The sequence below is a fragment of the Lactobacillus kullabergensis genome, from assembly GCF_003151025.1.
Taxonomy (GTDB): Bacteria; Bacillota; Bacilli; order Lactobacillales; family Lactobacillaceae; genus Lactobacillus; species Lactobacillus kullabergensis.
The window spans coordinates 1,209,254-1,222,387 of record NZ_CP029477.1 but is presented as its reverse complement, the minus strand read 5'-3'; the positions used below and the strand labels follow the sequence as shown (position 1 = coordinate 1,222,387).

10 protein-coding genes are annotated in these 13,134 nt (G+C 35.7%); all 10 read left to right on the top strand.

Features of this window, described 5'->3' with window-relative positions:
• The first annotated feature begins 12 nt into the window (after window positions 1-12).
• The 10 genes from DKL58_RS05745 (at window position 13) to DKL58_RS05700 (ending at window position 13,060) form a co-directional block, all read left to right on the top strand.
• Window positions 13-1,671 carry a DAK2 domain-containing protein gene (locus DKL58_RS05745; protein WP_109586430.1) on the top strand — a complete coding sequence of 553 codons (1,659 nt, stop codon included), beginning with the start codon at window positions 13-15 and terminating at the stop codon, window positions 1,669-1,671.
• Between the two features lie 2 nt (window positions 1,672-1,673).
• Window positions 1,674-3,710: an ATP-dependent DNA helicase RecG gene (gene recG / locus DKL58_RS05740; protein WP_109586429.1), complete on the top strand. Its 2,037-nt coding sequence runs from the start codon at window positions 1,674-1,676 to the stop codon at window positions 3,708-3,710.
• Between the two features lie 17 nt (window positions 3,711-3,727).
• On the top strand, window positions 3,728-4,732 hold the full coding sequence (gene plsX / locus DKL58_RS05735) for a phosphate acyltransferase PlsX (RefSeq protein ID WP_109586428.1): 1,005 nt from the start codon (window positions 3,728-3,730) through the stop codon (window positions 4,730-4,732).
• A gap of 4 nt (window positions 4,733-4,736) precedes the next feature.
• A complete protein-coding gene (gene acpP, locus DKL58_RS05730; protein WP_109586427.1) occupies window positions 4,737-4,979 on the top strand; it encodes an acyl carrier protein in 243 nt (80 codons plus the stop codon).
• Window positions 4,980-5,098: 119 nt separating this feature from the next.
• Window positions 5,099-6,109, top strand: coding sequence for an ABC transporter ATP-binding protein (locus DKL58_RS05725; RefSeq protein WP_045928249.1), 1,011 nt, complete (start codon window positions 5,099-5,101; stop codon window positions 6,107-6,109).
• Between the two features lie 3 nt (window positions 6,110-6,112).
• Window positions 6,113-7,090: an ATP-binding cassette domain-containing protein gene (locus DKL58_RS05720; RefSeq protein ID WP_045928248.1), complete on the top strand. Its 978-nt coding sequence runs from the start codon at window positions 6,113-6,115 to the stop codon at window positions 7,088-7,090.
• Between the two features lie 2 nt (window positions 7,091-7,092).
• A complete protein-coding gene (opp4B, locus tag DKL58_RS05715; RefSeq protein WP_045928247.1) occupies window positions 7,093-8,052 on the top strand; it encodes an oligopeptide ABC transporter permease in 960 nt (319 codons plus the stop codon).
• A gap of 13 nt (window positions 8,053-8,065) precedes the next feature.
• A complete protein-coding gene (locus tag DKL58_RS05710) occupies window positions 8,066-8,986 on the top strand; it encodes an ABC transporter permease (RefSeq protein ID WP_109586426.1) in 921 nt (306 codons plus the stop codon).
• A 296-nt stretch (window positions 8,987-9,282) separates the two neighbouring features.
• A complete protein-coding gene (locus DKL58_RS05705; RefSeq protein WP_109586425.1) occupies window positions 9,283-11,046 on the top strand; it encodes an oligopeptide ABC transporter substrate-binding protein in 1,764 nt (587 codons plus the stop codon).
• Between the two features lie 244 nt (window positions 11,047-11,290).
• Window positions 11,291-13,060 (top strand): oligopeptide ABC transporter substrate-binding protein, encoded by a 1,770-nt coding sequence (locus tag DKL58_RS05700; protein WP_109586424.1) that lies wholly within the window; start codon window positions 11,291-11,293, stop codon window positions 13,058-13,060.
• The last annotated feature ends 74 nt before the right edge of the window (window positions 13,061-13,134 follow it).

Here is a 13,134-nt window from a genome sequence, read left to right as displayed (position 1 = left end):
AGGGTAGAAATATTGGTTTTAAAGGAAATAGACAGTAAAAAATTTAGAGATATGGTTCGCGTCGCTACGCACAGACTTGGTCGCAACGCAGAGTTTATTAACTCTTTGAACGTTTTCCCTGTTCCTGATGGAGACACTGGAACAAATATGAATTTAACTATTGAAAGTGGTGCTAAAGCTGTTGCCCAAAATACTAGCAATAGTGTTGGCGATTTAACAGAAAGCCTTGCTAAAGGGATGTTGATGGGTGCTCGTGGTAATAGTGGGGTAATCTCTTCTCAGCTCTTTAGAGGAGTTTATAAGGCAACTCAAGGCATGAAAACTCTTAATGCACAAGAGTTGGCCAATGCTTTTTCAAATGGGGTTGCAACAGCTTATAAAGCCGTAATGAAGCCAGTTGAAGGAACTATTTTGACTGTTGCTCGGATTGGTGCACAAGAAGGTGCCAATAAGGCCAATGAAACCGATGATGTTGAAGAAGTTATGAAGGCGATTGTTGAAGGTGCTAAAAAAGCGTTAAAGACAACTCCTGACTTATTACCTGTTTTAAAGCAAGTTGGTGTAGTCGATTCAGGTGGACAAGGTTTACTCTTTATATATGAAGGATTTTTAGAAGGCCTTTTAGGTGAAGAATTTGCCGACCGGTACCAACCTGATGAAGGTGAAATGGATGAAATGATTAATGCCATGCATCACCAATCTGTACAATCACAACTTTCTACTCAGGATATTGCTAATGGCTACTGTACCGAAATCATGGTTGATTTAACTGCTGATGTTCCTAATAAGAAAACTTTTAATTTAGATGAATTTAGGGAGCATTTATCTCAGTTAGGTGATTCACTTTTGGCAGTTTCAGATGAAGAAGTGGCAAAAGTTCATGTTCATACTGAACACCCTGGAGCTATTTTTGCGTACGGCAGCCAATTTGGTCAATTGGGAAAAATTAAAATTGACAATATGCGGATTCAACACGAAACAATAGTAAATAACAGTGAAGAAAATCAGGAAAATGTTGATTTTGCCGTAATAGCTGTTGCTTCTGGTAACGGAATTCGCAAACTTTTTGAAAGTGAAGGTGTTAACCGCATTATTTCTGGCGGTCAAACTATGAATCCTTCAACGCAGGATATTATTGACTCAATCAAAAAATCAGGTGCTAAAAAAGCAATTGTGATGCCGAATAATGGCAACATTATTATGGCAGCGAAGCAAGCAGCTGAGGTGAGCGACATCCCAGTCGGCATTGTCCCTACTAAAACCATTTCACAAGGCTTGACAGCCATGCTTTCATTTGATCCGGACGATTCTCTTGATGACAATGTTGCAAACATGACTGACGCTCTTGATACTGTTGTTTCTGGTGAAGTTACCAAAGCAAATCGTGATACCAAAATTAATGAGGTTGAGATCCATCAAGACGATTATTTAGGGATTATTGATGGAGAAATTAAAGTGGCTGAAACTGACATAATTACTGCAGCTTCTTCAATGATTGAAAAAATGTTGGATGAAGATTCTGAAATCGTTACTGTAATGTTTGGAAGAGATTCTAACAAGAAAGAAGCTCAGAAACTGATAGATGCTGTTAAAGAGAAGCATGATGATCTTGAATTTGAACTTCATGATGGTGGACAACCTGTATATAATTTTCTGATTTCTGTTGAATAATTATGTACGCAAAAGAATTATTTGCACCTGTTACTGATTTAAAAGGAGTTGGAACCAAAACTGCTGCAGCACTTGGAAGCTTAGAAATATATAGCATTTATGATTTGTTATATTATTTTCCATTTCGCTATGATGAACTTCAAACGATTCCACTTGACCAGATCATGGATGGTCAAAAGGTAATGCTAAAGGGAGTTGTGGCCACTGAAGCCTTTGTAAGCAGATTTGGCTACAAAAAGAGCAGACTTAGTTTTAAATTGAGAATTGACCATGATGTAGTCATGGTCAATTTTTTTAATCAACCTTGGTTGAAAGAAAAAATTGAGGTAGGTAAAGAAGTTGCAGTTTATGGCAAATACAATATCTCAAGACAAAGTTTAGCGGGTTTTAAATTCATTGCAGCCAAAGAAAATGATAGTGGCATGGCTCCAATTTACTCCGTTAACCGGCATTTAAGGCAAAAAAAATTAATTGATTTCATTAATATTGCTTTAGATGAATATTTGCCGACTGTTGATGACGTTGTTCCAGTGGATATTCGACGAAAATATCGTTTGCTTCCTGAAAAAAATATTGTACAAAAAATGCATCACCCGCAAAATTTTAATGAGTCCCAGATTGCAAAAAGAAGTGCTATTTTTAGAGAATTCTTTATTTTTCAAACTGAACTAGCTCAGTTAACTGAAGTCAATCCACAAAACAAAGGGATTCCCAAGAAATATGACCTGAATGAAGTTGCTAAATTGACTAAATCTTTGCCGTTTGAATTATCCACGGATCAAAAGCAGGTTATCAACGAAATTTTTGCAGACCTGTTTTCATCCAGACAAATGCAGCGTCTTTTACAAGGCGATGTGGGTTCAGGAAAGACTATTGTTGCAGTATATGCAATTTTTGCGGCTGTAACTGCTGGCTTTCAAGCTGCACTGATGGTTCCTACAGAGATATTAGCGACTCAGCATTTTAAAAAGATTGATGAATTGCTAAGGCCTCTAGGTGTAAGATGTGCGCTGTTAACAGGTTCTACGAAAGCTTTGGAACGAAAAGAAATTTATACAGAATTGACCGATGGCACAATTAATGTTGTGATAGGTACGCATGCTTTAATTCAGTCAAACGTAATTTTTAAAAAATTAGGATTAGTAATTATCGATGAACAGCACCGGTTCGGTGTTAATCAGCGGCAATCTTTAATTAATAAAGGAAACTTGCCTGATGTTCTTTCTATGACTGCTACCCCGATTCCCAGAACTCTGGCATTAACGGTTTATGGCAACATGTCTATATCTGAAATACGACATCTCCCCGCAGGAAGAAAAAAAGTAATTTCTTCATGGAAAACGAGTACCCAAATGGATCAGGTTTATCAGCTAATGCGCGAGCAATTAAAGCAGGGATTTCAGGTATATGCTGTAACACCCTTGATCACAGAATCAGAAGCATTAGATTTAAAAAATGCAGAACAGCTTTATGATAAACTCAGTAAAGATTTCCCTGATGAAAAAGTAGTATTACTTCACGGTCAAATGCCTGGTAATAAAAAAGATGAAATTATGTCCGAATTTGCAGCTGGAGAAATTAATATTTTAGTTGCTACCAGTGTGATTGAAGTTGGTGTTGACGTGGCAAACGCTAATATGATGGTTATCTATAATGCTGATCGTTTTGGAATTAGTCAGCTTCACCAATTAAGAGGGCGAATAGGGAGAGGTAAAACCCAAAGTTATTGCATTTTTTTGGCTGATCCTAACACACAGGCAGGTAAAGCTCGTATGAAAATAGTGGCATCAACAACAGACGGATTTAAATTGGCTGAAGAAGATTTAAAGATGCGGGGAGAAGGAGATATTTTTGGTAAAGCTCAATCTGGTCTTCCTGAATTTCAAGTTGGTGATGTAGTTAATAACTACGATACTATGGTAGTAGCACAAAAAGAGGCTAGAAAATTAATTAAACTTGATCCTCTCTTGCAAAAATCAGAAAATAAAACTTTAAAACAAGTGATAGAATATAAACAATTACAGCAAAAGAGAACATAGTAAAGGTTGAGGATATAATGAGAACTATTGCTATTGACGCTATGGGCGGTGAAAATGCCCCTGAAGCAATTATAAAAGCAGTATTACGGGCCAAAAAGGACTTACCTGAAACAAAATTCATTTTTTTTGGCGATCAAAAAAAAATAAAAGAATTATTGGGAAGTGATAGCAGTCGCACACAAGTAGTCAATACTTCTGAAATTATTTTAGATGAAGATGAGCCAGTTAAGGCAATTAGATCAAAAAAAGATTCGTCACTTGTCGTGGCAGCACAATTTGTGAAGCAGGGCAAAGCTGATGCACTTTTTTCATTAGGTAATACCGGAGCTATTTTAGCTTGTGGCATATTTATAATAGGACGAATTAAAGGTGTGGCTCGACCGGGATTCATGCCAACATTGCCTGTAAAAAATTCCGATGATGGATTCAATATGATTGATGTGGGTGCCAATGCTAAAAGTAAACCAGAATACCTGCTAGCCTGGGCTAAAATGGCTTCGTATTATGCAGAAAAAGTGCGGGGAGTCAAAAATCCGCGTGTTGGTCTGCTTAATAATGGATCTGAAAGTGATAAAGGTGATGATGTTCATCAAAAAGCCTACCAGCTGTTATTGGAAAGCAAACTTAATTTTATAGGGAATATCGAAGGTAACGAGTTATTAGATGGCAAAGCTGATGTGATTGCAACAGATGGGTTTACTGGCAATGCGGTTCTAAAAAATATTGAAGGAACTTCAGGGGTTTTGATACATCTTTTGAAGGAAAGCTTGCTTGATAACGGACCTTTTGTTAAATTAGGTGCATTAATGATCAAAAAAGCATTAAAAGGGTTAGTTTCAAAATTTGATGTTGACAAATATGGTGGCGCAGTTTTACTCGGAGTCAATGCTCCAGTAGTCAAAACACATGGCCGCTCTGGTCAGCGTGCTGTTTATTTTACAATTAAACAAATTGATAAAATTTTACAGGAAAAAATAATTGATAATTTTAAAGCAGAATTTGCAGTTGAAAATAAGGAGTAAAAACATGGGTAAAGAAGAAATTTTTACTAAAATTCGAGATATATTAGCAGATAATTTTGAAGTTGAAAAAGAAAAGATAACTGATGAGACTAATTTCAAAAGTGATTTGGACGCTGATTCCATTGACTTAGTGGAATTCATTTTACAACTAGAAGATGAATTCGGCGCCGAGATTTCTGATGAAGATGCAGAAAAAATTAAAACAGTTGGTGATGCAGTTAATTATGTTGCAGATCACCAAAAATAACTAAAAAATATTCATTATTAATTTGCATACAAAATGTTTCACGGTTATAATTAGAAATTAAATAAATTTATTAAATATCTTTAATAAATTCATTGAAGATTTGAGAGGGGAAATGACCTTTGGAAAAACAAAGTGATCTCTTGCTAGATATCCAGCATTTGCATACTGCATATCGGTTAAATGGAAAGTTTTATGATGCTGCAGATGATATTAATTTAACGTTGAAGCGGAACGAAATTTTGTCCATCGTAGGTGAATCTGGTTGTGGTAAGAGTACAATTGCATCGAGTATTATCGGCTTGTACGACCATAAAAATACGAAAGTAACTGGGGATATTCTATATAATGAGTTAAATTTAGTTGGATTAAATGAAAACTTGTTTAACAAAATACGTGGAGACAAAATTGGCATGATCTTTCAGGATCCATTGGCTAGTTTAAATCCGCTGATGCGTGTTGGCGATCAGGTAGCTGAAACGCTTTATTATCATACAGATATGAATGAAAAAGAGCGTTATAATCGTGTGATTGAATTATTCAATCAAGTAGGTATGCCAAAACCAGAAGAAACTTTTCGAATGTATCCTTTTGAGCTATCAGGGGGATTAAGACAAAGGGTCGTGATTGCTATGGCAATTGCATGTAAGCCCGAAATTATCATTGCAGATGAGCCTACTACCGCTTTGGATGTTACTATTCAAGCTCAAATTTTGGATCTGCTTGAAGATATTCAAAAGCAATCCCAATCTGGTATTATTTTGATTACTCACGATTTAGGGGTAGTTGCTGAAACTGCTGATCAAGTTGCAGTTATGTATGGTGGGCAGATAGTAGAAAAAGCCGATGTAAAAACTGTCTTTGAGCATCCACTGCACCCATACACTCGCTCCTTGTTAAATTCAATGCCTCAATCTGAAGATGAGGAAGAAGATTTGCACGTTATTCAAGGAACGGTTCCATCATTGCAAAATATGCCTAGAAAAGGCGACAGATTTGCTGCTAGAATTCCATGGATTCCTGCCAGTGCTCATGAAGAGAACCCAGTAATGCATGAAGTTGAGCCTGGTCACTGGGTAAGATGTACTTGCTGGAAGACGTTCCACTTTCAAGATGAAGTAGGTGGGGAGTAGTTTATGGCTAAAGAAATCATACAAGTAAAAAACTTAAAAGTTCATTATCCCATACGAACAGGTTTTTGGAACCGGATTACTGACTATGTCAGAGCAGTTGACGATATTAGTATTACTATTAATGAAGGTGAAACCTATGGTTTAATTGGTGAATCTGGATCAGGCAAGTCAACTACTGGTAAGGCCATTGTTGGTGTTGAGCCTGTGACTAGTGGCAGCATTATTTATAAGGGTGTAGATATTACTAAGGCCAAAAATAGGCATAAACTCAACTACAATAAAGACGTTCAAATGATTTTTCAAGATTCAATGTCGAGTTTAAATCCGAGAAAAAGAATTGAAGATATTATTGCTGAACCAATTCGAAATTTTGAAAATTTAACTACAGATCAAGAACGTGATCGAGTTCAAGAGCTGCTGGATATTGTTGGTATGCCTAGCGATTCAATTTACAAATACCCTCATGAATTTTCTGGGGGACAGAGACAAAGAATTGGCGTAGCTCGTGCGGTTGCAACTAATCCTCGTTTAATTGTTGCTGATGAGCCTACTAGTGCTTTGGATTTGTCTGTGCAGGCACAAGTTTTAAACTTTATGAAGCATATTCAGCAACAATATAATATTGCCTATCTTTTCATTTCTCACGACCTTGGTGTGGTAAAACATATGTCGGAGAATCTTGCGATTATGCATCGTGGTCGCTTGGTTGAGATTGGTTCAAGGGAAGACATTTACAAGCATCCAATGCATATTTATACTAAAAGGCTGCTTTCCGCAATACCACAAGTTGATGTTGAACATCGCGATGAGCATAAGAAACACCGTCAAGAAGTTGAACAAGAGTTTCAAAATGATCAAGGCAAGTGGTATGACAAAGATGGTCGTGTGTTCCCTTTGCAACAAGTTTCTGGCAAACATTTAGTGGCTTTACCGAAAAATGAATTAAATGAAGAAAAGAAAAATGAAAAGGAGGGGGCATAACCATGTGGAAAACGGTCTTAAGACGAATTTTAATTATGATCCCGCAATTGATTATTTTAAGTATTTTGGTCTTTTTCTTAGCTAAAATGATGCCAGGTGATCCATTTTCAGGTCAAATTAACCCAAATACTGATCCTAAACAAATTGAGGCGTTAAAAAGAGCAGCTGGATTATATGACCCTGTACCTGTGCAGTATGCGCGTTGGGTTGGCAATCTTTTCAAAGGAGACTTGGGTACAAGCTATATTCAGCATGTACCTGTTACTTCATTAATTGCAGATCGGGCTGTGAATACTTTTTGGTTATCTTTATTTTCTACTATAATCAGTTATTCTATTGCCATCCCTATGGGTATTAGTGCTGGTCGTCACCAAGATGAGTGGCAAGATCAAGCTGTTCAAATTTTTAATTATATTACCTTGGCTGTTCCTCCTTTTGTTTTCTATATACTAGGAATATGGTTATTTGGTTTTACTTTGGGCTGGTTCCCAATCTCAGGTTCAATTTCACCAAATGCATCCGGTTTTTGGGGTACTTTGGGTAGTGAAATTTACCATATCATATTGCCGGGTACTCTAGTTGCACTAATTACTACAACATCTGTCGTGCAATATTTAAGGACGGGAATTGTAGATAACAAAGTTGAGGACTATGTTCGTACAGCACATAGTAAGGGCGTGCCAGAAAAAGTTGTTTTCAATAAACATATTTTACGTAACTCCCTTTTGCCAATTGCTTCTTCTTTTGGTACTGTGATAACTGGACTTCTCAGTGGATCTATGATCGTAGAATCGGTTTTCAGTTATCCTGGCATGGGTAAACTGTTCCTGGATTCAATTGGTCAACGTGATTACACCACTTTAACAGCTTTAATATTGATATTTGGCTTTTTAACGTTGCTTGGTAATTTATTGTCTGATATTATCATGAGCATCGTTGATCCAAGGATTAGAATAAAGTAAAGAGGAGAAACATATGACTGAGAATAAAAAAAGTACTTTAACTAAAAAAGTTAAAAAAGAGAAAGTTTCTTCTCCAACTTCAGGGTTCAGAGTGATTGTAAGAGAAGTTGTGAAGGATAAAATTGCGTTAACAGCTTTTATATTAATTGTTCTAATCTTATTATTGACTTTCGGCGGATCACTGTTTTTAAATGCCGATAAAGTTTCTGAAACAAATATAATTGATGCTTATTACAGTTGGGGAACAGCCGGTCATTTCCTTGGAACTGATGATGGTGGTCGTGATATAGTTAATCTTCTTATTATGGGTAGTCGTAATTCCATCCTTATTGGTTTAGGAGTTACTGCAATATGTGAATCGGTTGGACTTTTGGTCGGATTAATTTCTGGATATTACGGTGGTTATATTGATGCCGTCATAATGAGAATAGTAGACTTCATTCAAGTTTTACCTGCAATGCCTATTGAAATAGTTTTGGTTAGTGTTATACCTCATTACACCCCACTGAATTTAGTGCTAATAATTTCATTTTTTGGTTGGACAAGTACAGCAAGGTATTTCAGAGCATTTGTATTGTCTCAAAGAGAGCGTGATTATGTATTAGCATCAAAAACGTCAGGTTCGTCAGATTTAAAAATTATGTTTCGTGAAGTTTTACCTAACATTACTTCCATGGTAATTATTGATGTAGTTTTAATGATAGCAGGCAATATCGGAATCGAAACTACGCTTGAGTATATTGGCTACGGCTTGCCGCCGACTATTCCTTCTCTTGGTACGTTAATTGGATTTGCAAATGATCCGGTTAATGTTGTTAGTCGACCTTGGCTTTGGCTTCCTGCCACAATCTTGTTATTAGTGATTTCTCTAAGTATTAATTATGTCGGAAGGGCATTATCACGTGCTGGTGATGCTAGACAAAGAGAGAATTGATAAACTTTTAAAATAAAACTAATTATAAAAATCCTGAAATGAATTTATTCGTTTCGGGATTTTTTATACTTATTTTACTTGCAACTAGTATGTATTTAGGAAATATAAGCAATTCGAAAGATTTTGCTATTTTATGTGAGCTAAATTTTTTATTAAATAATGCTATTTATATATATGAATAAGATTAACATTAAATTAACTTTACTATTGATTTTCTAATTTAATATGTTAATATTAAATTATTAACTTGTTCTGAGAAAAGCCATTAAGTTGCTATGATAAAGGAGTTAAAGGCTATGAAAAGTAAGAAATTATTAGGCTCTGTGGGAGTCATAACTGCTGCTGCGTTATCGTTAGTTGCATGTGGTAAAAGTGCAGATAACGGCAACACAAATGAAGCAAAAAAAGCAAGTAAGTTTCCAATTGAAGTACCTAAAAAGGAAACTAAACAAGGTGGAACAGTTAAATTAGCTATAGAAAGTGATTCACCCTTCACCGGTATTTTCTCTGAAGAATTGTCCACTACTAAAACTGACTCTGATGTTGTCGCTCCAGGTGCCGAATCATTATTTGATGTAAATGATACTTATCAGATTAATGATAAGGGTCCTGCCACAATGAAAATTAATAAAAAGGACAAGACAGTGACTGTTACCATTAAAAAGGGTGTTAAATGGTCAGATGGTAAGCAGGTAACTGCTAAAGATTATGAGTATGCATACGAAATTATTGCCAATAAGGCTACTCAATCTGAAAGATATACCAGTCAACTGGCTTTTTTAAAGGGACTTGAAGAGTACCATGAAGGAAAATCTAAAACAATTTCTGGGTTTGAAATGCCTGACGGTGAGAATGGCAGAACGGCCGTTTTACACTTTAAGGAATTAAAGCCAGGAATGTATAACAGTGGTAACGGCTATTTTTGGGAGGCTGTAGCTCCTTACCACTATTTAAAGGATGTTCCTTTCAGCAAATTAAATTCATCTGATAAAATTAGAAAGAAGCCACTTTATTTTGGCCCTTATCAAGTTTCTAAGGTCGTAAGAGGTCAGTCAGTAACTTGGGTTCCTAATAAGTACTACTGGCGTGGCAAGCCAAAATTAGATAAAGTAGTTTCGCAAGTTGTTTCTTCGAACTCGACTTCTCAAGCAATCAAGAGCCATAAGTTTGATATAGCTGATGTTATTAACACACAATGGAAACAAGTTAAAGACACCAAAGGTGTAAATTTTGTCGCTAAAATTCCGCTACAATATAGTTATCTTGGCTTTAAAGTTGGTAAATGGGATGCAAAGCACAGCAAGAATGTCATGGATAAGAATGCTAAGATGAATAACAAGTCTCTTAGACAAGCTATTGGATATGCCATGAATATTTCTTCTGTATATAAGAAATATACTGGTGGCTTGACCTTCCATGTAACGACATTAATTCCACCACAGTTTGGTGATTATCATAATAGTGATATAAAGGGTTATACATACAATTTAAAGAAAGCAAATCAATTGCTTGACAAAGCTGGTTACAAGAAGAAAGGCAAATGGCGTGTACAACCTAATGGTAAGCCGCTTAAAATTCATCTTTTGGCTGCAGGAGGCGATGCCACTAGAGGTCCAATCATTCAAAACTACATTCAACAATGGCATAAAATTGGTTTGAATGTTTCCTTAGTTGGTGGTCGTTTGGCTGAGGCTAACTCTTTCTTCGATAAGATTAAAAATGACGATCCATCTGTCGACATGTTTATGGCTGGCTGGAGTATGTCATCAGAACCATCACCTGCTGATTTCTTTGCTGAAGGTTCACCATTCAATTATCAACGTTTTGTGACTCCAGAACAAACCAAATTATTGAATTCACTTGACTCTCAAAAGGCTTTCAATCATAAGTATCGTGTAGAGAAATTCCATGAATGGCAAAAATATATGTTTGATCAAGCATTCATTATTCCTACTAGGAATAGTTATGCTATCACAGCAGTTAATAACAAGTTAACTGGATATAGTCTTAAACCTACTCATGGTAATTCTCTTTGGTATGAAGTTGGCTACAAAAAATAGTTAATATTTAATTAGAAAAAAAACTAATTGCGAAAATAACGCAATTAGTTTTTTGTTTTGATTTTTAGTTAAATTTAATTATAAAATACTCTTTTGATAAAATAATTTATCTTTTAAAAATTATATGTATATATAGTGTTAGTGACCAATTTATCCTTGCAATTTTAATGATAAATGCTAACATTTATCTGTTAGCTTGATTCCAAAATACTATTAACTTTGTATCATGAAGGAGACATGTATTATGAGAACAAGAAAATTTTGGGGTGCTGTTGGCACTTTATCTGCAGCTGCATTAACTTTAGTAGCGTGCGGAAAAAGTAATACTACTAGCAATGAAGGTGCTAAAACTGCCAGCAAGTTTCCAGTTCAAACCCCAGTTAAGACTGCTAAAAAGGGTGGAACAATTAAAGTTGCAGAAGTAACTAATACACCATTTACTGGAGTCTTCAATGAAGAATTGCAAATGGATCAACCAAGCGCAGATGTTTCAAGTCCAGGTCAGGAATCATTGTTTGACACCGATAACCACTATAAAATAAACGATAAAGGTCCTGCTACTCTCAAACTTGATCGCAAAGCAAATACTGCTACTATTACTGTTAAAAAAGGTGTTAAATGGTCAGACGGTAAACAAGTTACTGCAAAAGATGTTGAGTTTGCATATGAAATTATTGCTAATAAAGCAACAAATTCGCAAAGATATGCAAGCCAGTTCAATATTATTAATGGTATGAAAGAGTATCATGAAGGTAAAGCAAAAACCATTTCGGGAATTGAAATGCCTGATGGTCCAGATGGACGAGTCGTAGTTTTACATTGCAAAGAACTTAAGCCTGGTATGTATTATAGTGGTAATGGCTACATTTGGGAATCAGCTGCTCCCTACCACTATTTAAAAGATATTCCTTTTGCAAAATTAGAATCATCTGATAAATTGAGAAAAAAGCCGTTGTTCTTTGGTCCTTATAAACTCGAAAAAATTGTTCGTGGTCAATCAGTTACTTGGGTACCGAATAAGTATTATTGGCGCGGTCAACCTAAATTAGACAAAATAGTTTACCAGGTGGTTTCACCAAATTCCGCTTCGCAAGCAATTAAGAATCATAAATTTGATATCACCAGAGTTACTAATAGTCAATGGAAAGAAGTTAAGGATACTAAAGATGTGACATTTGTCGCTAAGATTCCTTTATATTATAGTTATTTGGCATTTAAAGTTGGTAAGTGGGACAATAAAAAATCAAAGAATGTAATGAATCCTCATGCCAAAATGAATAATAAATCATTACGTCAAGCTATGGCTTATGCAATGAATACTGATGCTGTGTACAAGCATTATACAGACGGCTTAAGTTTCCAGATTCCGACTTTGATTCCAGCACAATTTGGTGACTATTTTAATAAAAACATTAAAGGGTATACTTACAACCTTAAGAAAGCAAATCAAATTCTAGATAAAGCTGGTTATAAGAAGAAAGGAAAATGGCGTGTACAACCTAATGGTAAACCGTTAACTATTCACTTCATGGCAATGTCTGGTACTTCTATTCAACAACCAATAATGCAAAATTATATTGAACAATGGAATAAGATTGGCTTGAATGTTAAATTAGTTGGTGGAAGACTGACTGAATTTAATTCATTTTATGATAAAGTGCAACACGATTCACCGGATGTTGATATGTTCATGGCAGCTTGGGGTCTTTCAACAGAGCCTTCCCAGGAACAAATGTATGGTGAAGGTACAATGTCCAATTATTCCCGTTTTGTAACACCTGAAAACACGAAGTTAATCAAGGAAATGGACTCTCAAAAGGCATTTAACCATGAATACCGTGTCAACAAATTCCACGAATGGCAAAAATATATGTTTGATCAAGCTTTTGTTGTTCCTGTATTTAACGCATACCAAATTGATGCAGTCAACAGTAAGCTTACTGGCTATTCACAAAATGCATCACAGCAAAACAACGGACACCCACTTTGGTATAAAGTTGCTTACACTAAATAAAAGATATTTACCAAAGTAGATTAGAAAACTGGCTTTTTGGTCAAATTCTGTTAACAAAGATTAAATGAGGAGAA